18 protein-coding genes are annotated in these 18,433 nt (G+C 41.5%); 7 read left to right on the forward strand and 11 right to left on the reverse strand.

The genetic code is table 11. The features are described from left to right. Window positions 1-23: 23 nt before the first annotated feature. The 3 genes from LEP1GSC192_RS00855 to LEP1GSC192_RS00865 all read right to left on the reverse strand — a co-directional run bounded on the left by LEP1GSC192_RS00855 (window position 24) and on the right by LEP1GSC192_RS00865 (window position 2,489). The gene (locus tag LEP1GSC192_RS00855) at window positions 24-1,205 is read right to left on the reverse strand and encodes a thiolase family protein (protein ID WP_020768038.1); all 1,182 of its coding nucleotides are present in this window, start codon (window positions 1,203-1,205) and stop codon (window positions 24-26) included. 66 nt (window positions 1,206-1,271) lie between these two features. Continuing rightward, the gene (locus LEP1GSC192_RS00860) at window positions 1,272-1,742 is read right to left on the reverse strand and encodes a MarR family winged helix-turn-helix transcriptional regulator (protein ID WP_020768105.1); all 471 of its coding nucleotides are present in this window, start codon (window positions 1,740-1,742) and stop codon (window positions 1,272-1,274) included. A 69-nt stretch (window positions 1,743-1,811) separates the two neighbouring features. Beyond that, a complete protein-coding gene (locus tag LEP1GSC192_RS00865; protein WP_020768178.1) occupies window positions 1,812-2,489 on the reverse strand; it encodes a Crp/Fnr family transcriptional regulator in 678 nt (225 codons plus the stop codon). Between the two features lie 184 nt (window positions 2,490-2,673). Here LEP1GSC192_RS00865 and LEP1GSC192_RS00870 point away from each other — a divergent pair, with 184 nt between their 5' ends. The 5 genes from LEP1GSC192_RS00870 to LEP1GSC192_RS00890 are packed head-to-tail and all read left to right on the forward strand — an operon-like array spanning window position 2,674 to window position 7,875. Beyond that, entirely contained in the window at window positions 2,674-3,360 is a 687-nt protein-coding gene (locus tag LEP1GSC192_RS00870; protein ID WP_020768117.1) for a c-type cytochrome, read from the forward strand. A 31-nt stretch (window positions 3,361-3,391) separates the two neighbouring features. Next, window positions 3,392-4,762 carry a cbb3-type cytochrome c oxidase subunit I gene (locus LEP1GSC192_RS00875; protein WP_020768215.1) on the forward strand — a complete coding sequence of 457 codons (1,371 nt, stop codon included), beginning with the start codon at window positions 3,392-3,394 and terminating at the stop codon, window positions 4,760-4,762. Further along, the gene (locus LEP1GSC192_RS00880) at window positions 4,746-5,570 is read left to right on the forward strand and encodes a CbbQ/NirQ/NorQ/GpvN family protein (RefSeq protein WP_020768502.1); all 825 of its coding nucleotides are present in this window, start codon (window positions 4,746-4,748) and stop codon (window positions 5,568-5,570) included. The genes LEP1GSC192_RS00875 and LEP1GSC192_RS00880 overlap by 17 nt, the downstream gene beginning before the upstream one ends. 1 nt (window position 5,571) lies before the next feature. Further along, window positions 5,572-7,350, forward strand: coding sequence for a nitric oxide reductase activation protein NorD (locus LEP1GSC192_RS00885; protein WP_020768428.1), 1,779 nt, complete (start codon window positions 5,572-5,574; stop codon window positions 7,348-7,350). A gap of 57 nt (window positions 7,351-7,407) precedes the next feature. Continuing rightward, complete coding sequence (locus tag LEP1GSC192_RS00890; RefSeq protein ID WP_036088633.1) at window positions 7,408-7,875, forward strand: hypothetical protein; 468 nt, start codon at window positions 7,408-7,410, stop codon at window positions 7,873-7,875. Window positions 7,876-7,945: 70 nt separating this feature from the next. Here LEP1GSC192_RS00890 and LEP1GSC192_RS00895 read toward each other — a convergent pair whose 3' ends face one another. Beyond that, entirely contained in the window at window positions 7,946-8,434 is a 489-nt protein-coding gene (locus LEP1GSC192_RS00895) for an SRPBCC family protein (RefSeq protein WP_020768329.1), read from the reverse strand. Continuing rightward, window positions 8,421-8,768 (reverse strand): helix-turn-helix transcriptional regulator, encoded by a 348-nt coding sequence (locus LEP1GSC192_RS00900; RefSeq protein ID WP_232420934.1) that lies wholly within the window; start codon window positions 8,766-8,768, stop codon window positions 8,421-8,423. Before LEP1GSC192_RS00900 ends, LEP1GSC192_RS00895 begins: the two co-directional genes overlap by 14 nt. Window positions 8,769-9,337: 569 nt before the next feature. Here LEP1GSC192_RS00900 and LEP1GSC192_RS00905 point away from each other — a divergent pair. Next, window positions 9,338-11,068, forward strand: a complete 1,731-nt coding sequence (locus LEP1GSC192_RS00905) for an FG-GAP-like repeat-containing protein (RefSeq protein ID WP_020768494.1) — start codon at window positions 9,338-9,340, stop codon at window positions 11,066-11,068. A gap of 13 nt (window positions 11,069-11,081) precedes the next feature. Here the strand turns inward: LEP1GSC192_RS00905 and LEP1GSC192_RS00910 are convergent, their stop codons facing one another. The 3 genes from LEP1GSC192_RS00910 to LEP1GSC192_RS00920 all read right to left on the reverse strand — a co-directional run bounded on the left by LEP1GSC192_RS00910 (window position 11,082) and on the right by LEP1GSC192_RS00920 (window position 13,276). Next, entirely contained in the window at window positions 11,082-11,864 is a 783-nt protein-coding gene (locus LEP1GSC192_RS00910) for an enoyl-CoA hydratase/isomerase family protein (protein WP_020768196.1), read from the reverse strand. A gap of 226 nt (window positions 11,865-12,090) precedes the next feature. Next, window positions 12,091-12,840, reverse strand: a complete 750-nt coding sequence (locus LEP1GSC192_RS00915; RefSeq protein ID WP_020768487.1) for an SDR family NAD(P)-dependent oxidoreductase — start codon at window positions 12,838-12,840, stop codon at window positions 12,091-12,093. Between the two features lie 133 nt (window positions 12,841-12,973). Further along, window positions 12,974-13,276, reverse strand: coding sequence for a helix-turn-helix transcriptional regulator (locus tag LEP1GSC192_RS00920; RefSeq protein ID WP_036088634.1), 303 nt, complete (start codon window positions 13,274-13,276; stop codon window positions 12,974-12,976). A gap of 156 nt (window positions 13,277-13,432) precedes the next feature. On the opposite strand from LEP1GSC192_RS00920, the gene LEP1GSC192_RS00925 reads away from it, so the two are divergent. Next, window positions 13,433-14,533, forward strand: coding sequence for a PepSY domain-containing protein (locus tag LEP1GSC192_RS00925; RefSeq protein WP_036088762.1), 1,101 nt, complete (start codon window positions 13,433-13,435; stop codon window positions 14,531-14,533). An 86-nt stretch (window positions 14,534-14,619) separates the two neighbouring features. On the opposite strand, the gene LEP1GSC192_RS00930 is transcribed toward LEP1GSC192_RS00925, so the two are convergent. The 3 genes from LEP1GSC192_RS00930 to soxR form a co-directional block, all read right to left on the reverse strand. Further along, a complete protein-coding gene (locus LEP1GSC192_RS00930) occupies window positions 14,620-15,186 on the reverse strand; it encodes an LIC_11695 family lipoprotein (RefSeq protein WP_020768293.1) in 567 nt (188 codons plus the stop codon). Between the two features lie 23 nt (window positions 15,187-15,209). Beyond that, complete coding sequence (locus LEP1GSC192_RS00935) at window positions 15,210-17,552, reverse strand: TonB-dependent receptor (RefSeq protein ID WP_020768407.1); 2,343 nt, start codon at window positions 17,550-17,552, stop codon at window positions 15,210-15,212. Between the two features lie 377 nt (window positions 17,553-17,929). After that, complete coding sequence (soxR, locus tag LEP1GSC192_RS00940) at window positions 17,930-18,388, reverse strand: redox-sensitive transcriptional activator SoxR (RefSeq protein ID WP_020768002.1); 459 nt, start codon at window positions 18,386-18,388, stop codon at window positions 17,930-17,932. Between the last annotated feature and the right edge of the window lie 45 nt (window positions 18,389-18,433).

Genomic DNA, 18,433 nt, shown 5'->3' on the forward strand with positions numbered 1-18,433 from the left:
GGATCTCCTCCGATCTAAGCGGGCTATTTTCTAGATTCGTAATTTTCTAATACGATTGCGATACCTTGTCCTCCTCCTATACAAAGAGAGGCCACTCCGTATCTTAGATTTCTACGTTTGAGTTCATAAGCAAGCGCCAATGTCACTCTGGTCCCGCTTGCTCCGAGTGGATGGCCGATCGCGATTGCTCCTCCGTTTACGTTTGTTCTTTCCGGATCTAATCCCAATTCTCCGATCACTGCCAAGGTTTGGGAAGCATATGCCTCGTTGATCTCGAATAGATCTATATCTTTCAAATTCAGTCCCGCATTTTGGAGAGCCTTCGGGATGGCAAACACAGGACCAAGGCCCATCATTTTAGGATCGCAACCGACATTCGAATAACCTAATATAGACGCTAAAGGTTTGGTCCCATTCGTTTTTGCCCAATCTTCCGAGGCAAGTAGAATCGAGGCGGCTCCATCGTTGATCCCGGAAGCATTTCCCGCAGTGACAGTTCCATCTTTCAAAAATGCTGTGGGTAGATTTTTCAATTGGACCACACATTCTTCTCCTCGGATCTGTTCGTCTTTTTCGAGTAATACGGATTTTTTGCCTCCGGTTTGGACGGATATCATTTCGGAGGAGAAGGTTCCGCTCTTTGTGGCCTTCTCCGCTCGCACTTGAGAAATTCCAGCCCATTCGTCTTGTTCCGCTCTGGAAATTTTAAAATGTTGGGAAATATTCTCGGCAGTCATTCCCATGGTCAGGTCCACAAAACAATCCGTGAGACTTTGGGCTAATCTATCTTCTGCGATGGCATCCCCATACTTGTTTCCCCATCTGGCTCCTTTTAATACGAATGGAGCGTTGCTCATGGACTCTGTCCCTCCGGCGAGGATAAGGCTGTTTTCTTTGGAGAGAATTTTACGCGCGCCTATCAGGATACTTTCTAATCCGGAACCGCAAAGTCGATTTACGGTGAGTGCGCTGGATTGTTCTGAAAGTCCCGATCTGAGAGAGATATGTCTGGAAAGATATGCGGAGTCCTTATTATCCTGTATTACATTTCCATAAATAGATTCCTCTATTTTAGTAGGGTCCACTCCTGTTTTACGTACGGTCTCTTTGGCTGTGATCACCGCCAAGTCGGAGGAACTATATTCTTTTAATCCTCCGCCGAACTTTCCAAAAGGGGTCCTTGCCCCGTCTACTATGACTACCATTTTGTCTCCTTATATATTGTATATACACTATTATGCCGATAAAATATTCAAATTCGTTCTACATTCTTAGACTTGGTTATAGGTTTCCAATACCGGGATTTTTCTGACTTCAGAGAGTATCCTTAAGGTTTCTTGGAATTTAGGTTTTCCTAATGATTTAGTTATCTCTGTTTGCGCTTCCTGCCAAAGTAGAATTGCTTCCGATAATTTGGATTCTCCCTTTTTAGTGAGGGAAAGATTTCGGATATTCCCGGCCTCTTTTTTTTCGATCTTGATCAGACCATCCCGTTTTAAGATCTCTAAACTTCTTTGCAGGGTGGTCCTGTCTATGTCGGTGAGCCTGGAAAGATCCGTGATACTACATTCTTCTTCGTGTCCTATTCCTACTAATATGCTGAATTGTGTGATCCTTAGCCCGGAAGGTTTGAGTATGGAATCATAATAGGAAGTAATTAATCTTGCAGTCCTTCTTAAACTTACGTTCAAGCAGGATAGTCCTATTTTTTTGAGTTCGGAAGTGGAAGGTCTGTTTTTCATGTCTTCTGTCCAAATGGTGTGTATGCACTATTGTCGGGTCAAGCCGAAAAATGACCCTAAGCCGAGAGGTTATTGCCTCAAAGCCGGGAATTCATGGGGTAGTTTGGATCGATTCTCTTTTAGTATCCGATAAGAAGAATCTTTTTCCTCCAGAATACACTCGTCCAAAAGGGATCTAAACGCCCTGCTTACCGATTCGGGGGTGGTGCCGATCAACGAGGCCAATTGATTTTTAGTGATGGGAAGTGTGATAAATTTCTGAGAGGCCCCGCATTCTTTTAAAAAATTTAAGATCCTGTCTTTTACGGAGAGGTGAAGATTCTCTACCAATTTTTTTCTGAAATAATTCAGATGCTGGATGGTAACCGCTGAAAATAAATAAAGCGCTTTATTATTTTCGAATAAGAAGGAGGTGAATTCTCTTTTAGGATAATAGATCAATTCTCCATCCTTTAAGGCCTCGCAGAATGCGGGATAAAAACATGGCTCTTGCGGTTGAAAGATCGGATGAGAAGCGATCAATTCTCCCGGATAAAATACTTTTAAGATGGCTTCTTTTCCGTCCTGGGACAAGGAATACACTTTAAAGATACCTGATACGATCTCAAAAAATCCGTCGTAAGGATCTCTTTCTCCGAAAACCACTTCGCCTTTTAGGATCTTTTTTCTGATGCCGATAGATGAAAGTTCATATGTGAATTCTCTTTGAATTTCGGCCCAATAATCACCTGTTTGAACGCTTAACATTTTAGCCATAACGATTGTTTTATGTAAGTTTTCGTAAATAATTCAAGCCAAAAGATCTAAAAATTTTTCTAAACTCGCTTGATCTATATCAAGGAAATTTTTTGAACCATCAACCAGAATACTCCCGATTTCTAAATCACTGTTTCCCGCGAGCTCGCGGTTTTTTTGAGATAAGGATTAAGGCATGCTTACAAAATTTCAGGCGAAATTATTTTTCCTGGTCGGGACTTTTTTATTCTCCGCGGTTTTTCTGTTACTAACTTACGATTCCTTAAAGTACGTTTATTCTGCTCCTTCTTCTAAAACTTTAAGCGAAGAAGTGATCCGAGGCAAAGAGCTTTGGGAAAAGAATAATTGTATGGGATGTCATACGATCTTGGGAGAAGGAGCGTATTACGCGCCTGAATTGACAAAGGTGTATGAGAGAAGAGGGCCAGAATGGATCCGCGTTTTCCTGAAAGATCCTCAGGCGATGTATCCTGGAGAAAGAAAAATGGTGAAGTACGATTTTTCGGACTCTCAGATCTCGGATATTATCGCGTTTTTGAAATGGAACGGTGAGTTGGATCTAAAAGGTTTTCCTCCTAAACCGGAATATAGATCTTCTACCCAGATCGTAAACGCCGATTCCGCCACAGTCGCCCAACCGGAAAAGTTCAAACAGATCTGCACTGCATGCCATTCCGTTGCAGGTTCAGGAGGGAATGTGGGGCCTGCTTTGGACTCTGTCGGAAAAAAATACGATATCGCTTATCTTCAAAATTGGCTAAAAGACCCGCAAAAGATCAAACCGGGAACCGCAATGCCTAAACTTCCGCTAAGCGATAGCGAGATCAAGGATCTGTCCTCATATCTCTCCCAGTTGAAATAAACAAATAGGATTAGAATATAACGGTTTCATTATGAAGTATAAGTCTCAAAAAATTGCGTATTGGTTCTTTGCTACCTGTATGCTCTTATTGTCCTTGCAAATAGTTTATGGATTCGTGATGGGATTCGCGAGAATGGGCTTCGATGTTCTGCATGATTGGATACCGTTCAATGCCGCCAGGGCTACACATACGAATCTATTGGTAGTTTGGTTACTGACAGGTTTTATGGGTGCAGCCCATTATATTATTCCTGACGAATCCGACAGAGAGATCTATTCCGTAAAACTTGCTTATATCCAGCTCATCTCACTCATCATCGTGGGAGTAGTGTCTATCATCGGATTCCATTTGAATTTCTGGGAAGGAAGAAAGTTTTTAGAGATCCCTCGTCCTTTGGATTATCTGGTGGTAGTTAACGTTCTATTATTCCTTTTTAATATAGGAATGACTGTTTGGAAAGGGAAAAGATATACTACAACTTCTCTCGTATTGTATTTTGGTCTTTTTTCCGCGGCGCTTTTGTATCTTCCCGGAATGATCCAATTCAATAGCCAAACTCTAGACTCCTATTTCCGTTGGTGGGTAGTCCATCTTTGGGTAGAAGGGGTTTGGGAATTGATCATGGGAGGTATTCTTTCTTTCCTTCTGATCAAACTTACGGGAGTGGACAGGGAAGTTATAGAAAAATGGTTGTATGTGATTGTGGGTTTGACTTTCCTTTCAGGGATCTTGGGAACAGGACACCATTATTATTATATTGGAGTTCCTGAATATTGGAAATGGGTAGGCGGATTTTTCTCTATGTTGGAGCCTCTTGCATTTCTTGCTATGGCAATGTTTGCAATCTCCATGTATAGAAAAAGCGGAAGGAACCATCCGAATACGATCGCTCTTTTCTGGACCATCGGAAGTGCAGTCATGTCTTTCGTGGGAGCGGGCTTTTTAGGATTTGCTCATACTCTTCCTCAGGTAAACTTATACACTCATGGAACGTTGATCACCGCTATGCACGGCCACCTCGCATTCTGGGGGGCTTATGCGATGATCGTGTTTGCGATCTTAACATATGCAATGCCTTTACTTACGGGCAGAAAACTTTGGAATAATCCTACAGGGCTTTTCGCGTTCTGGGCTTCTAATATAGGAATGCTTGGAATGACCGGGGCATTTGCGGTTGCGGGTATCGCGCAGGTTTATTTGGAAAGAAAACTAGGGCTAGACTTTTTGACCGTACAAAAAGAGATCCAAGTCCACTTCTTAGGTTTGGTACTTGCAGCGCTCGTATTTACCTCGGGAATTATTGCTTTTATCATAAACTTCGTACGTTTTGGAACTCCTACAGACGAGGCCTTGGGTGCGGAGCAGGCTTCCGGAGAGATTTCTCTTGCTCGTAGATCCTAAAACAGATCATAAAAATGGAATGTATCCGAAAGAAGGCGAACTTCCTTATTATAGGCCGATCGGTCGGGAAATAGAAATATTCGAGCACGCTTATAAGAATAAACTTCCGATTCTGCTAAAGGGTCCTACAGGTTGCGGTAAGACCCGTTTTGTGGAATATATGGCTTCTAAATTGGGACTTCCTATGACGAGTGTTTCTTGTCATGAGGAAACCTCCGCAGTGGATCTACTCGGAAGGTTTTTGATCCAAGGTTCGGAAACTGTTTGGCAGGACGGGCCCTTGACAAGGAGCGTTCGGTCCGGAGGAATATTATATATAGATGAAATAGCCGAGGCAAGACCGGATACGATCGTTTCCATCCATCCTTTGACGGATCATAGACGGGAAATTTTTATAGATAGAAAGAATGAAAATCTGAAAGCTCCGGATTCTTTCGTTCTGGTCGCTTCTTATAACCCGGGTTACCAAAGAGGTTGGAAGGAATTAAAACCTTCCACAAGACAAAGATTTATCTCCATCCAATTCGATTATCCGGATCCGGAAACTGAAAGCGAGATCTTGTGTCGGGAAACTGGAATTTCCTCTTCTATCTCTTCTAAACTTGTAAAGTTAGCGGAGAAGATCCGAAATCTGACTGAGTTAGGATTATTGGAATCTTGTTCTACAAGACTACTTGTGGACGCCGCAAAATTGATCTCGACCGGTTTACCTTCTCGTTTGTCCTGCGAAGTTGCGATAGTGCAACCATTAAGCGACGATCCGGATACGATACGTTCCTTAAAAGATCTGGTCTCTTTGATGATCTGATATGGGTTGGGAAGAATTCATATTCAAAAAAACCTATAATACGGTCCGAGAAATTTTCTCTTCCGAAAAAGATCCATCCTTAAATCATAAAATTGTAAAACTCTCCGAATTTAAGCCCAGACTTTCTGTTTTGGCTAAGTCTTTGACTGGGGAAAATATAGAAATATCTCCCGCAGAAAAAGAAGGTGGGTTCCAGGATCAGGTCTTCTTTTTGCCTGGGTCCTATTCTCATGGACCGGATATATCTTCCAATCTTCAATTTTATATATTCAGAATACTTTATATTTCGGAACAAAGAAAATTAGGATTTTATTGGAAGAAGGGAGAAAATAAGAATAGAGAAGAATCCTTAAAAGCGGCTTCCCGAACATACCCGCAGGTACTTGCAAGTTTAGAAAAAAATTATCCGGAAGCAAAATCACTGATTGAGTCCGTAGAAAACACAGAGAAAGAATTCCAGAGATCCGTAATAAAAAATAAGGATTTGGCAGAAGATCTTTCCTTACTGCATGGGATTTGGATGTCTTCTTCTATCTCTAAATTAGAAAATCGGATCTCTTCTCAAGAATTACTCGCTCAGAAAGCAGAAAACGATAAGATCGAAACGGAAATAGAAGGTGTAGCGAGAGAAAGAATAGAGACCATCCAGGCGGATCTGAGATCCCAAGAAGATTATACTTTAATGCACCAATTCGAAAAGGTGGAGACCGCAGAGGAGTTCCAAGGAAATTGGCGGGACTTTGACGGATCTGATACTTTATCGGAACAAGAAGAAGCCATCCGAGAACTGGATCTTAGGCATACGGTCCGTTCTAACGAACCCACACATTCCGTTTTTAGGACTGATCTTTTCTCGGGACTATTTGCAGGAGAAGTGGAGAATGATCGCTCTGAAGAAAATCCGATCTCTTACGATGAATGGGACTTTAAAAAAAGGAAATATAGAAAAGATCATTGTAAGGTATTTCCTAAAAAATTCCCGGATGGGAACCGCGGCTTTGCACAAAAAATTTTCCAAGAGAATCACAGCACATTAAATTCGCTTCGTTCCAGAATGAATCGATTCTATAATCTCAAAACTTCTCTAAAAAGACAACCTTACGGAGAGGATTTGGATCTGGATGCCGCTCTCCAATATTTTTCGGATCTGTCTTGTGGACAGACTCCTAGCGAAAATGTATATTTATCGGATCGAAAAAAATTGAGAGAAGTTTCTATCCTTCTACTTGCGGATATGAGTTTATCCACGGATTCTTATGTGGCTAACCAAAGGATCTTGGATGTGGAAAAGACTTCTTTGGTATTATTCGGACAGATCTGTTCCGAATTCGGGGACCGTTTTAGAATAGATTCGTTTTATTCCAATACCAGAAATCATTGCGATTATTCTAATATAAAAAGTTTCGATGAACCTTGGGAGAGATCCAGAGAAAGGATCGGGCTTATGGAAGCCAAAGGTTATACCAGGATTGGACCTGCAATACGACATTCACTCTCATTGATCCAAACGGAAAAAACCCAAAAACGTTGGATCCTTCTTTTGACGGACGGTAAGCCGAATGATTACGATCGTTACGAAGGAAAATACGGAATAGAAGACGTAAAAAAAGCGATCCAAGAATGTGAAAGATCGAATGTGGGAGTTTTTGCACTTGCTATTGATAAAAGTGCGAAACAATACCTTCCTGCAATGCTCGGAAAAGAATCCTATAGGATCTTGCCGAACCCGAAAGAATTGCCGGAAGCTCTAACCGATTTTTTTATAAAACTGGTCCGCTGAACCTGAATCTCGTAAAGTGTATTAGTAATAATTAATATTTATGGAATGGAGTAAATTGTGAAAAAAATTCCCTTAGGGTTGATCTCTTTAGTATTATGGGGGATCTCCGCTTCTATCTTTTTGTATTTTTTCTTTTCAGGAAATGTGTCCGAATCCATAGACGGAAGGGTTGCGATCCACCTGAATCCGCAAGAGAGAAATTTAGTCCTAACAGAGATGAGAGGATTACTTGCTTCCGTGAATGGGATCGTTTCCGCGTTGGCTGAAGATGATTATAAAAGGGCGGAATTGGCTGCTTCTGCCAGTGGAATGGAAATGGTAAAAAAACTGGAAGACGAGGAAAAAACGATCCTTCTGAAATTACCGATCGAATTCAAACAATTAGGATTCGGAACTCATGATCAATTCGATAAGATCGCAGAAGATCTAAGACAAAAGAAAGAACCTAAAATGATCCTGAAAGAATTGGATAAACTCACCCAAAATTGTGTCCGATGTCATGCAACGTATAAAATAGCGCTTTAGATTAATATAAAGATCAACTAAAACCGAAAGAATGTTCTCGATCTTAGTTGATCTTCCGCAATTTATAATCTTAGTGAACCGCTTTCATGAGTTCTACTAATTGGTCAAGAGCCGCGTTCCATCCCTCGTGGAAGCCCATTTCTTCGTGTTTTTTTCTAGTTTCTTCGTCTTTATGACGGGCAAGAACATGATACTTGGTTCCATTACCATGTTTTTCTAATGTAAGGATCGCGGTAAAAAATCCGCCGCTGGCTGTAGGTTTAAAACCCGGTTCGAAAATATCCGTGAATACAAGCTTTTCGTTTTCAACTATATCCAAAAAACAACCGTTATTCGGGAATTCTTGTCCTTCCGGAGACAACATAGTAGTGCGGAAGATCCCGCCCGGTCTAAGATCGATCTCACAATCGATCGTTTTCCATGGGGCAGGGGTAAACCATTTCAGGATATGTTCCGGAGTGGTCCATGCTTTCCAAACCAGTTCTCTTGGAACGTCTACGATCCTCTCCAGAACTAGATCTGTTTTTGGGTCCGGTTGGTAATAATTAGTCTTTGCCATTTTTTTTCTCCTTCATTTCAAGTAAGTAACTGTCCAGTTGGTTTAGCCTTCTGTCCCAGAGAGTGCGTTGTCTAACGAACCATTCTTCTCCCGCTTTCATGGTTTCTTGAGTAAGTTTATAAGTTCTTACACGACCCACTTTTTCGGAACGAACAAGAGAACAATCTTCCAACACACCCAAATGTTGCATCAAAGAAGGAAGAGCCATTTTGAAGGGTTCCGCCAATTCTCCGACTGTCGCAGGCCCCATGCTCAAACGTTCTAAAATGGACCTTCTTGTAGGGTCCCCCAGAGCGTGAAACATATGATCCAGACTGTTACTATACTTAGGCACTTGCCTAACTATAGCATAGAAATAAACTTAGGTAAATACCTAAGTATGAAAAAAGTAAGAATTTGAGAAAAAAAATTCAGTTTCTGCCCAAGCGGTTTTCAACCATTCGACTCGTAAGTTTACTTCGGATTTTGTTTGAAGGAAAGAACATTTGTTGTAATTTGATTTTCCCCGTTTGAAATTTTTTATCTTGGTGAAATATAATAAATATCTAATGTTTACGATCTTAGGAAATTAAGGAATAAAGGTGTCCCAAGTCGAAAAGGAAAACCGGATAATTTTCGAAGATCCCTCGAATGAGGGAGAAGAGTTTTTCAAAAATTTCAATTTGATTTTTAAAATATTAGAAATGAGTTGTAATACATCCTACGATTAAATGTAAATATTTTTTGGTGCGAATATTTCTGAAACTAACTACCGGTAATTTTCTTTTTTATAAAAGACTTACGGAAAATCTTAACTCGCCTGTTTTATTTTTGCAAAAAAAAATTCGCTACGGGGCTTCAGCTTTTCTCTTTTTCGTTTTTGGATCCTGCTCGTTTCAATCCATAAATCTTGCCTTCGAAGCAATGCTTGAAGCCCAGATCGCTTGTTTAGTTGCCGGTGATACCTGTGTAGATGCAAGTATCTCTCCTCCGCCTACCGATATAACGGCTCCTACCGTCACAATCACAAATCTTCCTAGTTCCGGAAGGCCGACAGTAGAAACTGGATTTCTAAAAGGAACTTCTTCAGATGATATCTTGGTCTCCGTCGTGCAGATTAGTATCGATGGAGGGACTTATACTGCCGCGACAGGAACGACTAGTTGGAGTTTTGCGTTGCCTACCGGTTCCTCCACCTGGAGACATGGTTCTTTACATTCGATCAATATTAGAAGTGTGGATTCGAGTGCAAATGTTTCCACAGTCTTAAGCCTGAATATTAGAAAAGGATATAATCGAGATCTTAACGGGGACGGTTATGCCGACGTAGTCGTCATGGCTCCTGGAGCTGCTTCCGGAATGGGAGTGGCTTATATTTTTAACGGTGGAGCTTCCGGGGTTGCAGCGACAACCACGAGCGCGGCGGACCATTCTATCACAGGACAAGGAAGAATGGGATACACTTCCGCGATGGGAGATGTAAACGGAGACGGTTTCGGAGATCTGGCGATCGGAGCTTCCGATTATTCAGGATTACAAGGGATCACTTATATATTTCACGGAAGTACTTCCGGTATTGTTGCGAATACGGCCGCGGGTGCAAACCGGATCTTAACTTACACAGGTTCAAACGAATTCGGTTATGCGATCTCATTCGGGGATGTGAATGGGGATGGATACGATGATCTAGCCAATGGCGCGTATCGTGTTTCCGGTTTTTCCGGACTCGCATTTATTTATTATAGTACCGGATCCGGAGGGATCTCCTCCACCGCAGGGACTACTATTTCAGGTCCAGGCGGAAGTAATTTTGCCTGTGGGATCGGCCTTGGAGATATTAATGGAGACGGCTTTTCGGATCTGATCGTCGGAGGAAATGCTTACTCGGCTTCCGCCGGAGGAGTTTGGATCTTCCATAGTAGTGGATCCGCGGGAGTTACGGTAAATTCATATACATTAGCAAATACTGTTATAGTTGGAGAGACTACGAGTAATTTTGGGATTCGTATCTATACGGGAGATGTAAACGGAGATGGATATGCGGATCTGGCTGTAGGCGCTCCTCAGTACAGCGGTTTTTTTGGAAGAAGTTATGTATTCAATAGCACAGGAACTACAAGTGGGATTACTGTCGCTGCGGCAACGAGTGCAAATACTATAGTCAGCGGTTTCTCTTTCAGCGCTGTGGGAATGTCGATAGCGATGGGAGATGTAAACGGAGATGGATATGACGACTTTGCTACAGGCGCCACTAGTTATTCCGCTACGCAAGGAAGAGTTTATATAAATTTAAGCGATGGGACCCAGGTTTCAAACGGTTCCGTAAATCTAATTGATGGGCAATCTTCTAATCATGCTTTCGGTAATGCCGTAATGATCTCGGATATAAATGGAGACGGGCTGGGAGATCTATTGGCGGGAGCATATTTCTATCCGGATGGAGTTGCGTTGTCTGGGCGCACTTATATTTTTCATAGTTTCGGTTCCGGGTATCTTGCGACAAGCACAAGTTCCGCAAATACGATTATCTCGGGGAGCACAGGAAGCGAATTCGGAAGTAATCTGGTGGATGCAAATTTTCCGAAGGACCTATTCCCTAAATTTTTAGGGGTTTGGACCTTCGGAAGTTTAGAAACGTATAGGATCCAAATTTAAGAAAATCGAATATTCAAGTAAGTTTCGGCCTTCTTTTTTCCTTTAAAGCGCTCATTGCTTCCAACAAATTCGCCACTACTTTAGGATCTTCAAAACTACTTTTGGTAAATTCCAATTGGGATTCGAATTTGTCGTTGATCTCTTTATTGATTGCGGCCTTGGTCCTTCTATAAGCGCTGGGAGCGATCGCCATAACTTCATCCAATTTTTTTAGCACAAGTTTACGCAAATCTTCCTTATTTTCGGCAGTTTCATTGATCAAAGAAATTTCCTTCGCTTCTCCCGCCTTATAAGCGGTTCCTAAAAGACAAACTTCATTCAAATATTCCGATTTAACGGTGATCTTTAATTTATCAACGAAACTGATCGGAAGAGGAAGTCCAACAAGCACCTCGGTAAATGCGATCCTTGCCTTACCTTCTAACATAAATTTGAAATCGCAAGCAAGAGTCATAACAGCGCCGCCCCCCATCGCATAACCGGTAACTTCTGCAATCAACGGTTTTCCGAAACTCAAAAGTTTACCGAATAGGATCACGATCTGGCCCATCTCTGCTGTGAGTTTTTCTCTGGGGGTATTTAGAATATTCTCCGCATCGATTCCATTGGAAAAAAATTTAGGATTGTCGGAACTCAAAAGGACGGCACGGATATTATCGTCCTTGTCGATCTCGGCCAAGATATTTTCCAATTCTATCATATTCTCTCTTGTCAAAGAATTCTGATCGTTAGTTTGTATTTTGATACATTCGGCTCTGCCGTTTTTTAATTGGATAGGTTCCCGCAAATAGTTCATAAGGCATGATTAGGAACTCCAACATAAGTGATCCACTCGAATTTTATGGTTTAAATCACAAACTAATCGTCTAAAGGAAGGCTTTGGCGCCTCCCACCTTTGGCGGGACCGGGCTTTCCGCTTCGGTCCTTGGACTTTTTAAATATACTATATCAAAAAAAAGGAATATATAATAAAAAGTCCAAGTCCCCCGCTTCAATCCCTGGCGCGTTTCTATTTCGGGATATTACCTATAACCTCCGGATGCGCTGATCCTTTCTCCGGTAAGCCAATAAGAATCTTCCGAAGCTAAGAACAATGCGACTTTCGCGATATCTTCAGGTTGCCCCAGCCTTCCTAAAGGAGTTTTGGAAACGATCTGTTTTTCCATCTCGCTTCCTATCATTCCGAGTCTATGAGCACCTTCCGTTTCCACACCCCCCGGTGCGATCGTATTCACTCTGATCTTTTTAGAACTGAGTTCCATAGCCAATACTTGGGAAACCGTATCCAACGCACCTTTGGTAGAAGCATACACGACCGAATTCGGAACAGGGATCTCGCTCACAATGGAACTGATATTGATCACGGAGCCGCCTTCCGGAGCAAAGTGATTTAAAGATTCTTGAGTGGCGAGGATCGGACCCAGAACATTCGTATTCATTTGTCTATGGAATTCATCTTCTGTTACCGCCTCCAAAGGAGCGAACTCGAATACACCTGCGTTATTCACTAAAATATTTACTGAACCGAAAGCTTTTTTCGTTTCGGAAAACAAACGTTTAACGTCTGCGGACTTGGACATATCGCCTTGTACTGCGATCGCTTTTCCACCGTTCTTTTCTATTTCCGCCACAACCTTATCCGCACCTTCTTTACTGGAAGAATAGTTTACCACTACCGAAGCGCCTGCGGAACCCAATGTTTTAGCGATACTTGCTCCAATCCCTTTGGAAGCTCCCGTTACTACTGCGACTTTACCTTTCAACTGACTCATAAGATCACTCCTGAATATTCGGATCAAATAATTTTATAGTTAGACAAGTATCGAAGTGTTTGTTTTGAAAATATTTAGATATTTCGATAATTATAAAATTAACGAAGTTAGGATGAGCGTCGGTCGGTTCGATCTAGATCTGGGAAAGTTTGTCCAAGTATGCTTTGAATACATCCCTTCTTAGGACGATATTCACGAATTTGCCATCCTTCGAGGTTTCTATCAGGCCTGCATTTTCTAATTCTTTAATATGATGGGAAAGGGTAGCGGCGCTTATATCTTGGGACTTGTTTAGAGTACTGCACGCGGTAGGTTTTTCGTTAGCTCCGATACACTGTAAGAGTTGAAATCTCCGCGGCTCAGCTAGGGCCCTGGAAATTTTAGTAAATTCCTTTTCCGTGAGTTTAACGGGCTTAGGGGTCGGCACTCTCTCCATGTTTGATTGTTTAGACTTCGTTGTCTAAACATTCTCCGAAAAACTAAGGTAGGAACTCCTAATCTTATCTACTTCGGCGTTTCATCGTATTTTAATTGATATTGAGACTTAGTATCTTATTGTGGATGGATCGATGAAAACTTGGATCCTTCTAAAATGAGCCGAAAAAGACTCTATCAATTGCATTCTTCTTTAGGTATTTTCAGTTCCGTATTTCTGATCCTGGTAGGATTATCCGGTTCCTTTTTGATTTTCGGAAGGGAAATCGATCAATTATTAGATCCTACAGAGTTCAAGATCCAATCTCTTGGAACTAGAAGATCGATAGATTCTCTCAGGGCTGAGCTGAGAAAACAGATCCCTTCTCATATCTTGGCCGGTTGGTTGGTCCCGGAATATCCCGACCAACCGGATCAGGTTTGGGTCCATTTTGAGAATTCTGGAACTAAGAATGAGTCCGTCATTCTATTGGACCCTTATAGGGGAGAAGTAAAAGGAAAGCTGAAGGAAGATCGTTCCGATTCGTTTTACGGCTGGATGTTGAATCTTCATTATACCTTGTTTTTAGGAAATACCGGATATGTGATGATCGGTATTTTAGGACTTATCTTTTTTTTCCAAGGGATCAGCGGTATCATTCTATACCGAAATATTTGGGCTAATCTTTTCAGGCTAAGGACTTTTGAATCCGTTCGCAGTTTTTTTTCGGACCTTCATAAGCTAGCGGGAGTATTTACTTTGGTCTTTCATCTAATGTTGGGTTTTACCGGGGCTTGGTGGAGTTTAAGTACGACCGTAAATACTATGATCAACGGATTTCCACCCCAAGGGTTGGGAAAATTTATGGAAGATTCGATTTCCATCGATTACATGATAGAAGGAGCAGACTCCAAGGTCTCCGGATTCAAACTTGGATTTATTTCTTTTCCTCACCATCAAGAAGGAGACCCGGTGATATTGTACGGAACGGAGAACGAAGATCATCCTCTTCGGAGTAGATTCGGTTCTTATTTGGTTTTCGATTCCCGTTCTTCCGAATTATTGAAAGTTTGGGACCTTCGGAAAGAGAATTTTATACATTCTATTTTGGATTCTTTTCGACCCTTACATTTTGGGACCTTTGGAGGGTTATTTACGAAAATACTATGGGTGATCTTAGGATTGGCTCCGGGGATATTATCTCTTACCGGGATCGGGATATTGATCTCCAAAGAAAGAATGAAATCTTCTCGGAAAAAAGAAAAGGTTATTCGTTAAAATTTTTCGAGTATTTAGGGCTGGTATCAAGAAACGCCGGAGATCCCGGCGTATAATTTAAAGAATAAAAGAAATCTTATATATCTTTATTCCCAACACTGACCTTCCACGTAACATTTATATATGGAACCGATACCGGATGCCGTTGCGGCTTCCTGGCAGGCCCCCTTTGCCGTTGTGGAAGTAAATCCGTAATACTGCATTGCAGGGACTAAATATTCACGTTCTCCGATATAGGAATATGCGTAAGGGATCGGGTCGTTGATGCCGTCTACACCTTCATAAATACAAGCGCTTATTTTATTCGGTACCACACAAGGACCGTCGATTAGGTCTATCTTAAGGTCCAGATCGATCCCTGTTTTCATTTCCGCGATAAAATCGTCCAGGCCTTCTTCCCATTCCGCTTTTTTTTCCAAATATGCGGTGGAATATTCTCTACAGAAAAATATCTCTCCGTTCGGTCTTGTGAACCTATGGCTATACGCAATCGTAAGCCCCAGGTTTTCCCCTTCGCTTCCGGAATTTTTTTTGGAAAGGAGCACCTGCAGGATCCCGTTCGTATCCAATTTTTCTTCTCCCTCAAGTTCTTTACAAAAATTTAAAGTGTGAATCGTTAGAACGATCAGCACCAATTTTATTATCCTTTTCATTTTGAATCTCCTGGATTTGATCCTTATATTTTATAGTTTATAATGAATCCGTAGGTTCTAGGCGCTCCCGGAACTGCCTGGAAGGTTCCGTCTAAGTAGGAAGTGAAATAATACTTATCATATACGTTATTACAGTATATATAGGCTGAGACGGTCTCTCCTTCATAACCCGCTTTCAGATTGGTAACCGCGTAAGGGCTGCTATAGATGGTATTATCCGCAGCAAAGAACATTTTTCCGACGGCTTGGAATTCCCAACGAAAGAATAGGCCCCAATTGGAACGGAATTGTAAGTAACTTACGATATCGTATTTGGGTATGAAATGGACTTGTTTTCCGTCGAAGTCCTTGTCCAAGATACGATCATAAAATTTATTGAATATACCTTCGGTGTAACCTGCGGAGAATCCTAACCGAAGGGGTTTCCAGGGTTTTGCATAAGCTTCTATCTCCGCACCTCTAATGGTGACTCTTTCCGCGTTTAAGTTCACGGATTGTGCGATGGAAATTGCTCTTACTACTTGAAAATCCTGCGTTTCCGTATAAAAATGAGTGAAATTCAAACCTAAGGTACGTTTGAAATATTCGGATTTTATTCCCGCTTCTATCGTATCATTAATTTCAGGTTTAAAATCCGCTTGAGAAGATTGGTTTACTACAGTACTGTAACCTGCATTTTTATATCCCCTGCTCAATCCGATAAAGATCATAAAAGAATCGTTAGGTTTATAATCGAATATTAATCTTGATACGTTGTATTGGTAGGAATCGTCCCTTCTGTATTCCGGAGAAAGAATACGTATATCTCCGTACGGATTATTCGGTAAAAATCCGGTTGCATCCTGGCTATGATCCAATTTTATCTTTTGGGTCTCTATTCTGGATCCTAAGGTGATCGTAAACTTTTCCAAGAATGTATAACTATTATGAGTGAACAAACTGATAGTTTGATCTTCTATTCTGGCATGATGTGTTTGTCTTGTAGGCGCATACAACCCGGAGAACGTCCGATAAGTATATGTGTTTTTCAGATATTCCCTTGTATTGGTACTGTCAGAGATCCTATGGTAAAAGAAAGTGCCTAACTTGAACTGAAGAGGGTCCTTTTTATCCGTAGATTCAATAGTAGCTTCGTGGGTCTGAGTAGTCGTATGTTCCACATATGCGCCCTTACTTTGTGCGTTCTTAGTGAAATCGGAATCGACCGTCAAAGGGTCTATGGCCATTTTTCTCAAACTGGAAACGGTCCTAAATACTGCCGAAGGTAGTTTGTAGCTGATATTACTGGAGTACGTATTTCCGGTAACGTTGGATGTTCCTTCATAGTCCCAATAAACCTTTCGGGCTCCGTTGCTTCTATTTATGAAAATTCTAATATTCTCGTCACAGTTTTCCGGACTTACGGCACATCCTTTATAAACACTTTTTAATCTTTCCGATTTGGATCCCAGATAATTGACTATGTTCAAAGAACCGTCGTTAAAACTTTCCGCACTGGCTTGCAGATCGATTTCCAAGTTCTCGTTCGGAGTCCAGAAAATCCTGAATCTTCCCGCTTTTCCGCTCCTGCCGTCCGGATGTGTCGCATAAAATTCTATAGGAATATCGGAGAGGAGGTTATTCGGGTAATTGAATCCCGTAATATTATTCAGATATCCGTCCCTTTCGGTGGATTTACCTGACACTCCTATATAAAGTTTATCTTTGACGATCGGAGTATTGTAAAAGAAGGAAAATTCTCTTTTATTATAATTTCCTAAATCAGCTGTAAATCTGCCTTGAGGAAGATTATTGGGCTTTTTGGTTTTAATTTCCACCACGCCGCCTTGGAAATTTTTGCCGAAGACAGTGGCTTGCGAACCTCTGTGGACCTCTATACTGTCCAAACCGAAAAGTTCCGTATTCAAAGCTACGTTATCCGCTAGCGGAACGCCATCCACGATCATACCGACGGCAGGTTCGCTGAAGGCGATACTTCTCATTCCTCTAATATTAAAATAAGTGAAATTTCTGGATCCTGAATCTATGATCGCAAAATTCGGTACCTGCTTGTCTATATCGTTGGTCCTTGAGATCCCGGTGTCCTGGATATCCTGATCATTGAATCTGGAGATACTCCCGGGAGTTTTGAAAATTTCCCGGTCCCTTTGGTCTCTCTTACCCTGCACGACAATCCCTCCTTCGGAGGTGATAGGCCTTTTAACGAGAGGTTCTTCTTTCGAGTTTTTAGGTACTACGTTCTTAGGTTCTTGGGCGAATAAAACGGTCCCGGTAAAAAAAAGGATTCTTACGCAAAATCGGGAAAGAAAGGGGAGAAGGTTCCGAACTCTGCTCTTTTTTGGGGACTTAGACCTTTGTCTACGCATGAAAGCCAATAAAAGGAAGAGTGTAGAACTGGTAAAGGACTAAATTGATTCTAGGACTCAAAATCATATATAGGTCGCTCTGAAAAATGTCAAATTAAGTAGAAAAAGAGAATAAATGGGGGAAAATAAGCGAATTATAATAAATTTACTTAGAAAGATGGAGAGAAATGGGAGCCGATTTTTTGTAGGCACTTCTACAAAAATCGGCCTTGAAAGAACTGGGTTGGGAAAGTAAAAGTCTTCTTCCTATTATTGGATACAGAAGAACTTCCATTTCCAGAACTGATAGAGTTGAGGGCTAATTTTTTACGGTGACGAAAGGCATCTATTGGTTTATCACGTTTTTTCATCCGAGTATTGCCTCGGATCCATGAAGATTAATTTTGTTTTTTCGATTTTCCCATCCAGCGTAAGGGGCCGCTACCGTATCGTCCCAATTTGTCTTGTGGGTTGGCTAATTTACAAGTAAAAAGGGAAAGGCAACCGCATCCTATACAAACAGAAAGACCGTTCTTTAATCTATGCAATTCCGCGATCTTTTCTTCGATACGTAAACTCCAGGTTCGGGAAAGTTTGGACCAGTCCTGTCCGTTTGGAGTATGATCTTCGGGAAGTTTTGCGATTTCTGCGGCGATCTCCTCTAAGGAAAGTCCTACTCTTTGGGCAAATACGATGAATGCGATCCTTCTCAAAACATGTCTAGGATATTGTCTGTGACCGGAACCTGCTCTCACGGAACGGATCAGTCCTCTTTCTTCGTAAAAACGTAAAGCGGAGGAGGCGACCCCGCTTCTTTTGGATACCTGTCCGATACTTAAATACTCGTCCTTATCCACTACATTCTCCTTAATTTAAACTTAAAGTGAACTTTAGTATTAGAT

The organism is Leptospira sp. B5-022, from assembly GCF_000347035.1.
GTDB lineage: Bacteria > Spirochaetota > Leptospiria > Leptospirales > Leptospiraceae > Leptospira_B > Leptospira_B cinconiae.

What these genes read in the sequence shown, in the direction of transcription:
- LEP1GSC192_RS00855 (WP_020768038.1), bottom strand. Translation starts at nt 1,205, where the DNA reads ATGGTAGTCATAGTAGACGGGGCAAGGACCCCTTTTGGAAAGTTCGGC.
- LEP1GSC192_RS00860 (WP_020768105.1), bottom strand. Translation starts at nt 1,742, where the DNA reads ATGAAAAACAGACCTTCCACTTCCGAACTCAAAAAAATAGGACTATCC.
- LEP1GSC192_RS00865 (WP_020768178.1), bottom strand. Translation starts at nt 2,489, where the DNA reads ATGTTAAGCGTTCAAACAGGTGATTATTGGGCCGAAATTCAAAGAGAA.
- LEP1GSC192_RS00870 (WP_020768117.1), top strand. Translation starts at nt 2,674, where the DNA reads ATGCTTACAAAATTTCAGGCGAAATTATTTTTCCTGGTCGGGACTTTT.
- LEP1GSC192_RS00875 (WP_020768215.1), top strand. Translation starts at nt 3,392, where the DNA reads ATGAAGTATAAGTCTCAAAAAATTGCGTATTGGTTCTTTGCTACCTGT.
- LEP1GSC192_RS00885 (WP_020768428.1), top strand. Translation starts at nt 5,572, where the DNA reads ATGGGTTGGGAAGAATTCATATTCAAAAAAACCTATAATACGGTCCGA.
- LEP1GSC192_RS00895 (WP_020768329.1), bottom strand. Translation starts at nt 8,434, where the DNA reads ATGGCAAAGACTAATTATTACCAACCGGACCCAAAAACAGATCTAGTT.
- LEP1GSC192_RS00905 (WP_020768494.1), top strand. Translation starts at nt 9,338, where the DNA reads ATGCTTGAAGCCCAGATCGCTTGTTTAGTTGCCGGTGATACCTGTGTA.
- LEP1GSC192_RS00910 (WP_020768196.1), bottom strand. Translation starts at nt 11,864, where the DNA reads ATGAACTATTTGCGGGAACCTATCCAATTAAAAAACGGCAGAGCCGAA.
- LEP1GSC192_RS00915 (WP_020768487.1), bottom strand. Translation starts at nt 12,840, where the DNA reads ATGAGTCAGTTGAAAGGTAAAGTCGCAGTAGTAACGGGAGCTTCCAAA.
- LEP1GSC192_RS00920 (WP_036088634.1), bottom strand. Translation starts at nt 13,276, where the DNA reads ATGGAGAGAGTGCCGACCCCTAAGCCCGTTAAACTCACGGAAAAGGAA.
- LEP1GSC192_RS00925 (WP_036088762.1), top strand. Translation starts at nt 13,433, where the DNA reads ATGAGCCGAAAAAGACTCTATCAATTGCATTCTTCTTTAGGTATTTTC.
- LEP1GSC192_RS00930 (WP_020768293.1), bottom strand. Translation starts at nt 15,186, where the DNA reads ATGAAAAGGATAATAAAATTGGTGCTGATCGTTCTAACGATTCACACT.
- LEP1GSC192_RS00935 (WP_020768407.1), bottom strand. Translation starts at nt 17,552, where the DNA reads ATGCGTAGACAAAGGTCTAAGTCCCCAAAAAAGAGCAGAGTTCGGAAC.